This window comes from Alteromonas sp. ABV4_515 (assembly GCF_056160345.1).
The window spans coordinates 361,036-373,928 of sequence record NZ_JBSWWZ010000006.1 but is presented as its reverse complement, the minus strand read 5'-3'; the positions used below and the strand labels follow the sequence as shown (position 1 = coordinate 373,928).

At 47.0% G+C, this 12,893-nt stretch carries 13 protein-coding genes and 4 tRNA genes; 4 read left to right on the top strand and 13 right to left on the bottom strand.

From position 1 onward, the window contains the following. Window positions 1-5 precede the first annotated feature (5 nt). From corC to miaB, 4 genes are read right to left on the bottom strand one after another with little or no spacing between them, the layout of a single operon-like run. Window positions 6-863, bottom strand: coding sequence for a CNNM family magnesium/cobalt transport protein CorC (gene corC / locus ACXAGX_RS15995; RefSeq protein ID WP_474818182.1), 858 nt, complete (start codon window positions 861-863; stop codon window positions 6-8). A gap of 33 nt (window positions 864-896) precedes the next feature. Beyond that, window positions 897-1,370, bottom strand: coding sequence for an rRNA maturation RNase YbeY (ybeY, locus tag ACXAGX_RS15990; RefSeq protein ID WP_474818184.1), 474 nt, complete (start codon window positions 1,368-1,370; stop codon window positions 897-899). Further along, on the bottom strand, window positions 1,367-2,455 hold the full coding sequence (locus tag ACXAGX_RS15985) for a PhoH family protein (RefSeq protein ID WP_474839515.1): 1,089 nt from the start codon (window positions 2,453-2,455) through the stop codon (window positions 1,367-1,369). The genes ybeY and ACXAGX_RS15985 overlap by 4 nt, the downstream gene beginning before the upstream one ends. 30 nt (window positions 2,456-2,485) lie before the next feature. Then, a complete protein-coding gene (gene miaB, locus ACXAGX_RS15980) occupies window positions 2,486-3,919 on the bottom strand; it encodes a tRNA (N6-isopentenyl adenosine(37)-C2)-methylthiotransferase MiaB (protein WP_474818186.1) in 1,434 nt (477 codons plus the stop codon). A gap of 267 nt (window positions 3,920-4,186) precedes the next feature. Between miaB and ACXAGX_RS15975 the strand changes: the two genes are divergently transcribed. Both ACXAGX_RS15975 and ACXAGX_RS15970 read left to right on the top strand, forming a co-directional pair. Beyond that, window positions 4,187-5,359 carry an FAD-dependent monooxygenase gene (locus ACXAGX_RS15975; RefSeq protein ID WP_474839611.1) on the top strand — a complete coding sequence of 391 codons (1,173 nt, stop codon included), beginning with the start codon at window positions 4,187-4,189 and terminating at the stop codon, window positions 5,357-5,359. Continuing rightward, a complete protein-coding gene (locus tag ACXAGX_RS15970; RefSeq protein WP_070123522.1) occupies window positions 5,347-5,526 on the top strand; it encodes a hypothetical protein in 180 nt (59 codons plus the stop codon). Before ACXAGX_RS15975 ends, ACXAGX_RS15970 begins: the two co-directional genes overlap by 13 nt. Window positions 5,527-5,542: 16 nt before the next feature. Here the strand turns inward: ACXAGX_RS15970 and ACXAGX_RS15965 are convergent, their stop codons facing one another. Beyond that, the gene (locus ACXAGX_RS15965) at window positions 5,543-6,118 is read right to left on the bottom strand and encodes a TetR/AcrR family transcriptional regulator (RefSeq protein WP_474818187.1); all 576 of its coding nucleotides are present in this window, start codon (window positions 6,116-6,118) and stop codon (window positions 5,543-5,545) included. A 130-nt stretch (window positions 6,119-6,248) separates the two neighbouring features. Here ACXAGX_RS15965 and ACXAGX_RS15960 point away from each other — a divergent pair, with 130 nt between their 5' ends. After that, entirely contained in the window at window positions 6,249-6,803 is a 555-nt protein-coding gene (locus ACXAGX_RS15960) for a carboxymuconolactone decarboxylase family protein (RefSeq protein WP_474818188.1), read from the top strand. Between the two features lie 39 nt (window positions 6,804-6,842). On the opposite strand, the gene ACXAGX_RS15955 is transcribed toward ACXAGX_RS15960, so the two are convergent. From ACXAGX_RS15955 to ACXAGX_RS15935, 5 genes are all read right to left on the bottom strand, one after another. Then, window positions 6,843-8,246 carry an alanine/glycine:cation symporter family protein gene (locus tag ACXAGX_RS15955; RefSeq protein ID WP_474818189.1) on the bottom strand — a complete coding sequence of 468 codons (1,404 nt, stop codon included), beginning with the start codon at window positions 8,244-8,246 and terminating at the stop codon, window positions 6,843-6,845. Between the two features lie 188 nt (window positions 8,247-8,434). Continuing rightward, window positions 8,435-8,510: transfer RNA gene (locus tag ACXAGX_RS15950), tRNA-Gln, on the bottom strand. Between the two features lie 43 nt (window positions 8,511-8,553). Next, window positions 8,554-8,629: transfer RNA gene (locus tag ACXAGX_RS15945), tRNA-Gln, on the bottom strand. A 5-nt stretch (window positions 8,630-8,634) separates the two neighbouring features. Continuing rightward, window positions 8,635-8,719: transfer RNA gene (locus tag ACXAGX_RS15940), tRNA-Leu, on the bottom strand. Window positions 8,720-8,755: 36 nt separating this feature from the next. Next, window positions 8,756-8,832 (bottom strand) — tRNA-Met (locus tag ACXAGX_RS15935). Window positions 8,833-9,136: 304 nt separating this feature from the next. Between ACXAGX_RS15935 and ACXAGX_RS15930 the strand changes: the two genes are divergently transcribed. Further along, window positions 9,137-10,444, top strand: a complete 1,308-nt coding sequence (locus ACXAGX_RS15930) for a short-chain fatty acid transporter (protein ID WP_474839513.1) — start codon at window positions 9,137-9,139, stop codon at window positions 10,442-10,444. An 81-nt stretch (window positions 10,445-10,525) separates the two neighbouring features. Here ACXAGX_RS15930 and ychF read toward each other — a convergent pair whose 3' ends face one another. Genes ychF through ACXAGX_RS15915 form a run of 3 tightly spaced genes read right to left on the bottom strand, consistent with a single transcriptional unit; the run spans window position 10,526 to window position 12,878 of the window. After that, entirely contained in the window at window positions 10,526-11,617 is a 1,092-nt protein-coding gene (ychF, locus tag ACXAGX_RS15925; protein WP_474818191.1) for a redox-regulated ATPase YchF, read from the bottom strand. Between the two features lie 23 nt (window positions 11,618-11,640). Next, the gene (pth, locus tag ACXAGX_RS15920; protein WP_474839511.1) at window positions 11,641-12,237 is read right to left on the bottom strand and encodes an aminoacyl-tRNA hydrolase; all 597 of its coding nucleotides are present in this window, start codon (window positions 12,235-12,237) and stop codon (window positions 11,641-11,643) included. A 5-nt stretch (window positions 12,238-12,242) separates the two neighbouring features. Continuing rightward, window positions 12,243-12,878, bottom strand: coding sequence for a 50S ribosomal protein L25/general stress protein Ctc (locus ACXAGX_RS15915; protein WP_474818193.1), 636 nt, complete (start codon window positions 12,876-12,878; stop codon window positions 12,243-12,245). Between the last annotated feature and the right edge of the window lie 15 nt (window positions 12,879-12,893).

Genomic DNA, 12,893 nt, shown 5'->3' with positions numbered 1-12,893 from the left:
ACGCGTTACTCCATGGAGGGAACTGTCACTTTGAGTTGAACCAAACGACGTTTGTCTGAGTTAGTAATTTTGAAATGAATATCACTGATGGTAATTTCATCATTGGTTTCAGGCATGTGCCCGAAAGCCTTCAGCACAATACCGCCGATGGTGTCGGCTTCTTCTTCACTGAACGTGGTTTTGAAGAAGTCGTTAAAGTCCTCCACCGGTGTGAGTGCTTTCACCGTATAGGTAGACTTGTTCAGCGGCTTGATGTCGTCAGTGCCGTCTTCGTCGGTGTCGTATTCATCTTCAATCTCGCCCACAATGAGTTCGAGAATATCTTCAATAGTAACCAGACCAGAAACACCACCGTATTCATCGACCACGATAGCCATGTGATAACGCTGCTGTCGAAACTCTTTAAGCAGAACATCCACACGTTTACTCTCAGGAACGATAACCGCCGGGCGTATCACGTCTTTCAGCTCAAACGCTTTATCGGGGGTAAAAGCATAAAGCAGCAAGTCTTTTGCTAACAGAATACCTTCAATGTGGTCCTTATCTTCGCTTATTACCGGGAACCGGGAATGCGCGGTATCAAGGATAATAGGAAGAAACTCGTCTACCTTCTGGTTGATATCAATGGTGGCCATTTGAGTGCGGGGGATCATTATGTCCCTTACCCGCATCTCGTTAACACCGATGACGCCTTCAATCATTTCCCGGGTTTGGGGATCAATAAGTTCACGGTGCTCGGCTTCGGTGATTACATCCACCAGATCTTCTTTACTTCTCGGCTCGCCGGAAAATGTCGTTCGTAGCTTATCGAACCAACCTTTGCTCGTCGAGCCGTTGGTAGAGTGAGGGTTGTCTTCGCTCATAAATCTCTTAAATATTGAGTGTTTTAGTAAAAGTTAAAGCTCTTGATACGGGTCGTCAATGGATAATTGCGCTAAAATTTTAATTTCAAGCGCTTCCATTTTTTCTGCTTCATCGTCTTCAATGTGATCATAACCCAGTAAGTGCAAGATTCCATGCACGACCATATGGGCATAATGGTGGTTCACCATTTTGTTTTGCTCACTGGCTTCTTTCTCGATGACAGGGGCGCATATCACTAAGTCACCCAGCAAATTCAATGGCACGCCCGGAGGGCATTCAAACGGAAAAGACAGCACATTGGTAGGTTTATCTTTGCCACGGTACTGATGATTCAGTTCGTGGGATTCCTCTTCATCAACGAAGCGAACCGTGATTTCTTTCTCCTCGGTTTCTAATGCCGCGAGTACAGCATTAGCCCAAGTGGTAAGCATGGATTCATCGGGAATGCGCGCCGCAATTGCATCTTGCGGAGTATAAGCTTGCTGAAGGTCGATGATGGCGGTCACGGTTTGTTCCCGGCGTCACCAGCCTCTTTATTTGCGGTATTGGAGGCGGCAGCTTGATTCTGTTTTTCCTGTTCTGCGGCCACTTTTTTTGCTAAACGCACTTTTTCCTGTTCACTGTCGTGCTTTTCATAAGCGGTAACAATACGGGCAACCACAGGGTGACGCACCACGTCTTCTGCTTTAAAGAAATTAAACGAAATATCGTTCACGTTCTCCAGCACTTCAATGGCGTTACGCAAGCCTGAGCGCACACCGCGCGGTAAATCAACCTGCGTGATATCGCCGGTAATCACAGCCTTGGAGTTAAAGCCGATACGGGTGAGGAACATTTTCATCTGTTCGGTGGTTGTATTCTGCGACTCATCCAGAATGATAAACGCATCATTCAGCGTACGACCACGCATATAAGCCAGTGGGGCAACTTCAATGACATTGCGCTCCATTAACTTCTCGACTTTCTCGAACCCCAGCATCTCAAAGAGCGCATCGTAGAGTGGGCGCAAATACGGATCGACTTTCTGAGACAAATCACCAGGTAGGAAACCCAGTTTTTCGCCCGCTTCAACCGCAGGACGGGTAAGCAGAATACGGCGAACTTCCTGACGCTCTAATGCATCAACCGCGCAGGCAACCGCCAGATAGGTTTTACCCGTACCTGCTGGGCCAATACCAAAGGTAATATCGTGATTAACGACATTGGCAACATACTGTGCTTGATTGGGATTGCGGGGCTTGATGACGCCACGTTTGGTACGGATATTAATCTCTTTCCCGTACACGGTGGTCTCTTCACGCTCAAGGCATCGGGCTTCCTGAATGGCCAGGTGGACTTGTTCTGGTTCGAGTTGCGGTACTGAGCCCTTTACCGGCTGTGTTTCAATATAGAGGAGCTTGAGTAACTCAGCAGCACCGTTGGCCTGAAGTGCTTCGCCCAATATTTTAAATTCATTGTTGCGATAGCTGATTTCAACGCCCAATCTGCGTTCAATTTGTTTGATATTGTCGTCAAACGGGCCGCACAGGCTGGATAAACGTTTATTGTCTGCAGGTTCTAAAATTACTTCGTTGCTTACCAGAGTACTCAAGTTCTGTTATTCCTCACTTCTTAAATTAAATTAGGCGGGGACGTATTGACCCACGCCCAGTGCATCGGGAACGTCATTCTGATGCTTTGCCATGATAGATTGGGGCGAAACTGCCACACGCAAGCCCATATCTTTCTCTCGGCGAACCACTTCACCACGCAGTGAATTAGTGAATACGTCTGTTATCTTCACATCAACGAATTCACCAATCATGTCAGGCATACCTTCGAAATTCACTACGCGGTTATTTTCAGTACGGCCAGACAGTTCCATTGGGTTCTTTTTCGATGGTCCTTCCACCAAAATACGCTGTTCGGTGCCTACCATGTGACGGGCAATGCGCAGTGCTTGCTGTGTAATACGTTGCTGTAGCAGGTGAAGACGTTGCTTTTTCACTTCTTCGCTCACGTCATCAACGGCGTCTGCCGCGGGTGTACCCGGACGGGCACTATAAATGAAGCTAAAGCTCAGGTCGTAATCAATGGCCTGGATGAGATCCATGGTGGCTTCAAAATCAGCATCGGTTTCACCCGGATAGCCAATGATAAAGTCAGACGACATACAGATATTAGGACGCACTTTCTTCAGCTTTCTGATTTTTGATTTGTATTCCAATGCCGTGTGGCCACGCTTCATCATATTCAGAATGCGGTCTGAACCACTTTGTACCGGCAAATGCAGATGATCAACCAGCTCCGGAATGCTTTCATAAGCCGCGATGATGTCGTCAGTGAATTCAACCGGATGCGACGTGGTATAGCGAATGCGGTCGATACCGTCGATAGCTGCAACCAGCTCAAGCAGTTCGGCGAAGCGACAGATAGTACCGTCGTGGTGTTCACCACGGAACGCGTTTACGTTCTGACCAAGCAGGTTGACTTCACGCACACCTTGTTCAGCCAATTGGGCTATTTCTAATATCACATCATCCACCGGACGGCTTACTTCCTCGCCTCGGGTGTAAGGTACAACGCAGAATGTACAGTACTTGGAGCAACCTTCCATAATAGATACAAAGGCTGTAGGTCCTTCTGCACGCGGCTCGGGCAGTGAATCGAATTTTTCGATTTCGGGGAAGCTCACGTCAACCACTGACGATGCGCCGCCGTGCAGTTGTTTAATCATTTCTGGTAAGCGGTGCAGGGTTTGCGGGCCAAATACGATGTCTACAAATGGCGCGCGTTGACGAATATGGTCACCTTCCTGTGAGGCCACGCAGCCGCCTACGCCAATAATGAGTTCTGGCTTGTCTTTCTTCAGGTTTTTCCAGCGGCCTAGTTGGTGAAACACCTTTTCCTGTGCTTTCTCACGGATCGAACAGGTGTTCAGGAGGATAACGTCCGCTTCCTCAGCTTCCTGCGCAAGCGAATAACCATGGGTAGAGTCCAATAGATCTGCCATCTTCTCCGAGTCGTACTCGTTCATCTGACAGCCCCAGGTTTTGATATACAGCTTCTTGGTCATATTCACATCACGATTTCAGGTTTTCCGGCAGGGACCACCAAAGGGTAATCACGATAAATGGCCGGCATGTGTTCAAAATAGCCGCGTATTTTACATTTTGTGGTGCGGTTTGCCCAGTGATTCGTTAAATCTGTTAGGCACTTTAATGTGGTTAAGTATAGCTGGCTGATCTAACGCAAGGCAGAAATCATGGTGGTTGGTAGTTAAAAACAGTTTGCGTCATAATGCGGCCTTACTCAGGGAGTTGTTATGTCCGGAATATCAGATATGTTCGATTTTTGTATAAATGGCGGCGGCATGGTGGGTGCGGCGCTCGCGTTGGGGCTTACGCAACAGGGCTATAAGGTGGCTATTATTGAAACAGCCATGCCGCAAGCTTTCGACCCAGGCCTGAAGCCGGACCTGCGACTTTCAGCCATTAGTCTCACTTCGGTGGATTTACTGCGGGCGCTGGGGGCATGGTCATTTATTGAGAATTACCGGGTGAAACCTTACAGTAAATTGTCGGTGTGGGAACAGCCATCAATGGCCACCGAATTTGACGCACAGAGTATCGGTCAGTCGCTTTTAGGTTACTTTGTTGAAAACCGCCTGATACAACTTGGCTGTCATCAGGCGCTTGCCGATTATGATGTGACCTGGATTAATCAGACAAAACTGCTTGGATACCGAGTAACTGAAGGCATTACCGCGGTTGAACTGGACAATCATGAGGTATTGCAATGTCGTTACCTTATTGGTGCTGACGGTGCTCGCAGTCAGGTGAGGGCGCTTGCACAAATCGGCGTCACGGGATGGCAATATGGCCAACAAGCTATGGGCATTACGGTAGAATTGCAAAGTGATCCCGGTTCTGAAACCTGGCAGCAATTTTACCCGAGTGGCCCCAGGGCGCTGTTGCCAATGTACGGCAATTATGCCTCATTAATTTGGTACGACGATGCAACGCGCATCAAACAGCTGAAAAGTTTAAGCAAGCAACAACTCACTGAAGAAATCCAATCACATTTTCCAGATCGGATAGGTCCATTTTCCATACTGGATAAAGCGTCCTTTGTGCTCACCCGTTCCCACGCATCAGACTACGTGCGTCCCGGCGTTATTCTGGTAGGGGATGCCGCTCATACCATTAACCCCTTGGCCGGGCAGGGCGTGAATCTCGGTTTCAAAGATGTGGCCGCGTTGTTGGCTGTTACTGCAACCTGTAAACCGGAGCAGCCAGAATTTCACCATCAGCTTAAGACAGCTTATGAAGCACCTCGTAAGCGGGACAACTTAATGATGATGTCGGCTATGGACAGTTTCTACCTCTTGTTTAGTAATGAAATACCCCCAGTTAAATGGATTAGAAACCTAATGTTGAAAGGCGCTGATATGGCGGGGCCGATAAAACACAAGATACTCAAATATGCGATGGGGATGGATGAATGGAAGTTCTGATCTTACTGGGTGTGCTTTTCGCGGCGCTGTTTATCATCGTGCCACTGATTGAACGTTCGAATATGCGGGTAAGTCCGGAAACCGCGGGAAAAATCAGCCGCTGGATTTGGCCGTTGGTGATGATATCACTGGTAATACAGCTTATTCGGATGATGATGCAGGGTTAATTCAGCCTGTGTCATCTCAGGCGGCGCTATTTAATTCGCTCATCGCTCTGCTTATCAGTCGTCTAGTTTGTTCATCGTCATCACAGACAAAAGCCTGTGTTCTAAGACCAACGAATTGACATTGAAGCCAGGCGGCCAGCTCATTGAGATCAGCTTCTTGTGATATGTCGCCTTGCTGCTGAGCATTCTTCAACACCAACAAAAATGCTGATTTCAGCGCCGCCATCCCTTCAACTACTACCTGCCTGATCGCTTCCGGCAATTGTTCCATATCAGAAAGTGTTCTGACCAGCAGACATTGACGTTGGTACTGCAAGTCTCCGGGACACGTCGTCACACTGACAAAATATTTTTCTAACTCTGCAAGCGTATCCGGAAAGGTGGAACAGGCCTCTATATCACTTTTACTATCCTCTACGTACGTTTCTATCACCAGCTGAAACAAGCCATCTTTACTTTTAAATCGGTGGTAAATGCTTCCTGGCCGCATATCCAATGCGGTTTGCAACTCACGCATGCCCACAGCGCTATAGCCTTTTTTCCAGAATACTGCAGTCGCACTCTTAATCAGTTCTTCATTGGTTAATTTCATGAAACATAGCCTAAAAATTATTTTTTTGAACAAATGTTCAAATTGGCGGTTGAACGGTCGTTCAAAACCCCTATATCATAGTTACAGAGCAACCACATTGCGTTGATTATTTTACTTAAAGGAGAATTTTATGACTACTTATACATTACATACTCAAGATACTGCTCCCGATAAAGCTAAGCCATTACTGGAAAATTCAAAGAAGTCTTTCGGAATGATCCCCAATTTACATGCGGTCATGGCATCATCTCCTGAATTACTGGAAGGTTATCAGGTGCTTCATGATTTAGCTCAGAAAACAGATTTTTCTGCAGATGAATTAACCGTGGTCTGGCAAACGGTAAACGTGGAACACCAGTGCCACTATTGCGTCCCTGCGCATACAGGCATTGCTAAAAGCATGAAAGTTGATGATAAACTCATTGATGCATTGCGTAATAATGAAGAGCTTGAAGATGCAAAGTTAAATGCCCTGAGAAATGCAGTCCTCTCTGTCACCCGAGGTCGTGGACACATTGACGATGCGGCGATGAAAGGCTTTACTGATGCGGGTTACACATCAAGAAATATGTTAGATATTATATTAATTCTAGCTCAGAAAGTGATGAGTAATTATACCAATCATCTTGCTGAAACGCCTGTAGATGCGGCATTCGAAAAGTTTGCGTGGTCACCGATGAAGTAAAACAAAAACGGCTATCTTAAGCAGATAGCCGTAATTCGTTTACCAGATACCGTCTTCAGTTTTTCCCTGAATCTCACAGTCGCCAGTTTTGTACTCCATATCGCCACCGCGGTCGTGTTTGCTAAAGTAATCTTTGCTGATAGAAACGATAGTCGGTGTCATCCATACAATAGCAATGATATTGATCACAGACATCAAACCAAGCGCCATATCGGCCATGGCCCATACGGTTGGCAGTGCGGCCTGTGAACCCCATAAAATCATGCCGAGGTAACCTACGGTGTAAGCCAGTCGCCCGGCTTTATTGTCTAGTTTGAACATATGCAGGTTACTTTCACCATAGGCATAATTCGCTACCACGGAAGTGAAAGAGAACAGACAGATTGCAGCGGCAACAAAGTCTTCACCGCCCATACCGATATGTTTGGTCATGGCCGCTTGGGTCATGCCAATCCCTTCCATGTGACCGGTAGCTTCGCCGCCTGCCAATAAGATGATAAACGCCGTAGCCGTACATAAAATCATGGTATCAACAAACACACCAAGCATTTGTACATATCCTTGCGATACCGGGTGATTCGGATTAGGCGCGGCACTGGCAGCTGCGTGGGGCACACTACCTGAGCCTGCTTCGTTAGAATACAGCCCGCGCTGAATACCATTTTTAATGGCGGCTCCTAGCATGCCCGCACCGGCTTCTTGTAAGCCAAATGCCGATTTAATAATAGACATCAACACCGCGGGCAACTCGGTAATATTGAGCACCACAATAATGATGGCAGCCAGTACGTAGCCAATGGCCATGAACGGCACAATCCATTCAGCGAAGCGAGCGATACCGCGTAATCCGCCAACGACAATCAACGACGCCAGGCCAATTATCACCAGGCCAGAATAGAGTGGATTAAAACTGTAAGCATTGTTCAGTGCATCGGTAATCGTGTTGGCCTGTACTGCACTGAATACGAAACCATAGCCAAAGAAGAGACAAAGCGAAAAGGCAACGGCAAGCCAGGTTTTGTTCAACCCTTGCTTGATATAATAAGCCGGTCCACCACGGTATTCGCCGTTCTCGTCGCGGACTTTATATAATTGTCCTAGGACACTTTCGGCAAAACCAGTAGCCATGCCTAAGAAGGCAATGACCCACATCCAAAAAATCGCGCCTGCGCCACCTAATGAAATGGCCACGGCTACACCGGCGAGATTGCCGGTACCTACCCGAGCTGACAGGCTAGTGCACAACGCTTGAAATGAACTAATACCTTCCTTGGTAGAAGAGGTACTGCCTTTCATTAATTTGAACATGTGCGTGAAGTGGCGAAGCTGAACAGCGCCTAGCTTCCATGTGAACCAGAGTCCACATCCGAGCAGCATGACGATAAGCACCTGGCCGTCACCCCACAGCACGTTATTTACGGCCGATACAATATCGTTAATCACATGAATTCCTGTTTATTTTGTTCTTATGATTGTGTGTTGTTATTTATCTTATCAGAACAGACGAACGGGAAAAGTGATTCATCACTTGTTCTGAATAATTATCTTATTTTTCTGAATGAAAAATAACGCTTTCCGGGTAGGGAAGCGGAAATAAAAAAAGCCAGTCAAAAGACTGGCTTTTTTTAATATGGCTGGGGTAGCAGGACTCGAACCTACGGATGGCGGGATCAAAACCCGCTGCCTTACCAACTTGGCTATACCCCAATCAACTGGGTGTTAGCTGAAAGGATTCAACGTAACGAAATAATGGCTGGGGTAGCAGGACTCGAACCTACGGATGGCGGGATCAAAACCCGCTGCCTTACCAACTTGGCTATACCCCAACAGATGGTGCGGAAGGAGAGACTTGAACTCTCACGCCGTGAAGCACTGGAACCTAAATCCAGCGTGTCTACCAATTCCACCACTTCCGCGCAACTAGGACATACCTGAGAGATAAATAAGAAGAGTGGTGGCTACGGCGAGATTCGAACTTGCGACCCCATCATTATGAGTGATGTGCTCTAACCAACTGAGCTACGTAGCCTCTTCTTTTTCTCTTCCCTCTCAGGAAGTGGCGCGTATTATGCGGATATGACGGGGCACCGTCAACCCCTTTTTTACTAACTTTTTCTAAGTGGTCACAATGTGTACCGAAATGCCGGATTTATCAGCAAAATGGTTAATAAGAATACAGGAATCCATGATTTTCAACGATATTTTCTGTGTATTGAAGGGGGAGTTACCCCTGATTTAGCCCCTCAAAATCACTTTTTTCAAAATTTATTTCCTTTAATTTTCGACTTTTTTCGGTAAGGTGTTAACTAATTGTTTAAGGAATAATCAAAACTATGTTGAATCGCGTGGCAACACCTTTTGTAAAACTCGTCGAACGCTACCTACCCGATCCCTATATCTTCGTTTTATTGCTTACGCTGGTGGTTTTTTCCGCAGCGATGTTAATAGAAGGCCATTCGTTGACCGCGGTAGTCGAACAATGGGGGAGTGGTTTGTGGGGATTACTCAGCTTTTCCATGCAAATGTTACTGGTTTTAGTCACCGGCTATATGCTGGCGAGTACGCCGCTGGTGAAAAAATGTCTGGAGAGTCTGGCTGGACTGGCAAATACAGCGGGAAAAGCAATTATTCTGGTCACGCTGGTGTCGTTAATGGCGAGTTGGCTTAACTGGGGCTTTGGTCTTGTGGTGGGCGCACTGTTTGCAAAAGCGCTGGCGAAACGCATTGAGGTGGATTATCGCCTGCTGGTGGCCAGTGCATATTCTGGTTTTGTTGTCTGGCATGGTGGGCTTGCAGGTTCTGTACCTTTAACCATTGCTACACCGGGACATTTTTCTGTAGATCAAATTGGTGTTATTGATACATCAGAAACCATCTTCGCAACCTTTAATCTTATTCTGGTAGTCATTTTGTTTATCGTCATGCCGTTGGTAAACCGTCTGATGATGCCAAAACCGGAAGATAGCGTGATCGTGCCGGCTGAAAAGCTGGAAGATAAACACACCGTCGATGAAGCCAATACCCGACCCGCAGATAAACTCGAGAACAGTATTATTCTGGCGCAGTTAATTGGCTTTGCGGGAATGGGATACTTAGTCATGTACTTTGTTGGTGGCGGCACGCTGAATTTGAACGTGGTAAATGCCTTGTTTTTGTTTCTGGCTATTATTCTGCACAAAACGCCACGGCGCTTATTGTTCAGTTTACATCAGGCTGTAAAAGGCGGAGCAGGGATTGTTATCCAGTTTCCGTTTTATGCTGGCATTATGGCGGTAATGGTGCAGTCAGGGCTTGCTCAGAGCCTGTCAGAGTGGCTGATTAGTTTAGCAACCGCAGAGTCCCTACCGGTGTGGAGCTTTATCAGTGCGGGCATTGTGAACATTTTCGTACCGTCGGGCGGCGGGCAGTGGGCTGTTCAGGCGCCGGTGGTGCTGCCTGCGGCGCTGGAATTGGGCGCAGATATTAACCGTGTTGCCATGGGCGTAGCCTGGGGGGATGCTTGGACTAACCTTATTCAGCCGTTCTGGGCCTTACCTGTTTTAGCCATTGCTGGCCTAAAAGCAAAAGACATCATGGGCTTTTGTTTGGTGCAGCTTATTTTAACCGGCATCATTATTGGGCTGGTTCTGCGGTTCTTATAAAAGGCAAACCTTCTTTCACAGGCTGTAAAAACAAAAACACCGCCATCAGGCGGTGTTTTTACATGCTTATAAAGCTATGCTTTACACGTTAAAGCGGAAGTGAATTACGTCACCATCTTTAACGATGTAGTCTTTACCTTCCAGACGCCATTTACCGGCATCCTTGGCGCCTTGTTCGCCACCAAACTCAATAAAGTTATCGTAGCCAACGATTTCAGCACGGATAAAGCCTTTCTCAAAGTCGGTGTGGATTTTACCAGCCGCTTGTGGCGCGGTTGAACCTTCTGGGAAAGTCCATGCACGTACTTCTTTTACGCCCGCAGTAAAATACGTTTGCAGGGTTAGCAGGTTGTAGCCAGCACGAATTACACGATTTAGACCTGGTTCTTCTAATCCCATGTCCTGCATGAATTCTTCACGCTCGTCATCATCCAGTTCTGCGATTTCAGCTTCAATTTCGGCACAAACCGCAACGACTACTGCATTTTCGCCCGCTGCAATTTCTTTCACCTGATCAAGGAATGGATTGTTCTCAAAACCGTCATCGTTCACGTTAGCGATGTACATAGTTGGTTTCAGCGTTAACATGTTCATGTAGCTAATCGCTGCCATTTCTTCTTTGGTCAGTTCCAAAGAGCGCAACAGATTACCTTCGTCCAGATGCGGCTTAATTTTTTCCAGTACTTTTAATTCGTACTTCGCATCGGCATCGCCGCCTTTAGCGCGTTTTGCAACACGATGAATGGCTTTTTCTGTGGTCTCCAGATCAGCCAGTGCAAGTTCCGTATTGATAACGTCGATATCGTCCTTTGGACTCACCTTACCAGCAACGTGAACAATGTTGTCGTTTTCAAAGCAACGTACTACGTGGCCAATCGCATCGGTTTCACGGATATTTGCTAAGAATTTGTTACCTAAACCTTCACCTTTCGATGCACCTTCAACCAGACCCGCAATATCGACGAACTCCATGGTAGTAGGAATAACACGTTGAGGATTCACAATCTCTGCCAGCTTATCTAAACGCAGATCCGGTACGGGGACGACACCTGTGTTCGGTTCAATTGTACAGAACGGAAAGTTCGCCGCTTCAATGCCGGCTTTGGTAAGAGCGTTGAACAGGGTAGATTTACCCACATTTGGCAGACCAACGATGCCACATTTAAAACCCATGTGCTGGACCCTTGTTTGGTTGATTAGCCCTGAACGTCAGCTTTAAAACTATGCAGTCGGTTCTGAGCTTGCTTTAAGTCGTTTTTGATTAGCATTTCTATACACCGGACAGCTTCATCAATGACATCATCGATGGCGGCTTTTTCATTTGTCGGTGGTTTGCCAAGTACATGGCCGGTTACTTTACTCTTATGGCCCGGATGACCGATGCCAATGCGTAAACGTAAGAAATCTTTATTATTGCCCATTCTGGCGACGATATCTCGAATTCCATTTTGACTGGAACTACCACCCATTTTGAATTTGGCAATACCTGGGGGTAAATCGAGTTCGTCGAAAGCAACCAACATATTCTCTGCGGGGATGCGATAAAAGTTTGCCATCGCAGCAACGGCCTGACCACTTTTATTCATAAAAGTTGTAGGGTAGAGCAGACGAATATCTTGTGTGCCTATGGTAATACGGCCAGTTAAACCGTAAAACTTACTTTCGGGCGTGAGGGAGGTATTGAAACGTGCCGCCAGTTCATTAAGAAACCAGACGCCAGCGTTGTGTCGCGTGTTTTCATATTCTGGGCCTGGATTTCCCAGGCCCACAATCAGACGAATATCTGATGACAAGCTGATTATTCCTCAGCTGTGCCTTCTTCGCCTTCGTCATCGCTGCTTTCAACAGAAGCGCGTGAAGGCTTGATAGTAACAACGGCCAGGTTGTGCGCGTCGTCGCCTTTCGCCAGTTCTACAGAGCTAACGCCAGCAGGCAGAGTCAGGTCAGACAGGTGCAGAGTTGTTTCCATGTCCAGGTCAGCCATGTCTACTTCAACGAACTCAGGCAGGTCTTTAGGCAGACAAGTAACTTCAATTTCAGTTACCAGGTGCTCTGCGATACCGCCAGCTTTGATCGCTGCGTTTTTGTCTTCATTGATGAAGTGAACAGGGATGCTCGTGTGCAGCTCTTCACCCGCGATAACACGTTGGAAATCGATGTGAGTGATTTTAGGCTTATACGGGTGACGTTGCATGTCTTTAACTAACGCTTCAACTTTCTGACCGTCAATGTTCAGAGTCAGAACGTGAGAGTAGAACGCTTCAAAATCAGCAGCGTTGTTTACTTTGTTGTGCTCAAGAGTCAGTGCAACAGGGGCTTCTTCGCCACCGTACAGGATTGCAGGAACTTTGTCAGCATGACGCAGGCGGCGGCTCGCACCTTTCCCCAGGTCAGTACGTACTACTGCATCCAGGTTAAAAATACCTTCAGACATTGAAATGTCTCCAAA

Bases quoted from the DNA above. Each gene is read 5' to 3' on its own strand.
- ACXAGX_RS15970 (WP_070123522.1), top strand. From the start codon at position 5,347: ATGGAAGTTCTGATCTTACTGGGTGTGCTTTTCGCGGCGCTGTTTATC.
- ACXAGX_RS15915 (WP_474818193.1), bottom strand. From the start codon at position 12,878: ATGTCTGAAGGTATTTTTAACCTGGATGCAGTAGTACGTACTGACCTG.
- ACXAGX_RS15960 (WP_474818188.1), top strand. From the start codon at position 6,249: ATGACTACTTATACATTACATACTCAAGATACTGCTCCCGATAAAGCT.
- ACXAGX_RS15930 (WP_474839513.1), top strand. From the start codon at position 9,137: ATGTTGAATCGCGTGGCAACACCTTTTGTAAAACTCGTCGAACGCTAC.
- ACXAGX_RS15975 (WP_474839611.1), top strand. From the start codon at position 4,187: ATGTTCGATTTTTGTATAAATGGCGGCGGCATGGTGGGTGCGGCGCTC.
- ACXAGX_RS15965 (WP_474818187.1), bottom strand. From the start codon at position 6,118: ATGAAATTAACCAATGAAGAACTGATTAAGAGTGCGACTGCAGTATTC.
- corC (WP_474818182.1), bottom strand. From the start codon at position 863: ATGAGCGAAGACAACCCTCACTCTACCAACGGCTCGACGAGCAAAGGT.
- ychF (WP_474818191.1), bottom strand. From the start codon at position 11,617: ATGGGTTTTAAATGTGGCATCGTTGGTCTGCCAAATGTGGGTAAATCT.
- miaB (WP_474818186.1), bottom strand. From the start codon at position 3,919: ATGACCAAGAAGCTGTATATCAAAACCTGGGGCTGTCAGATGAACGAG.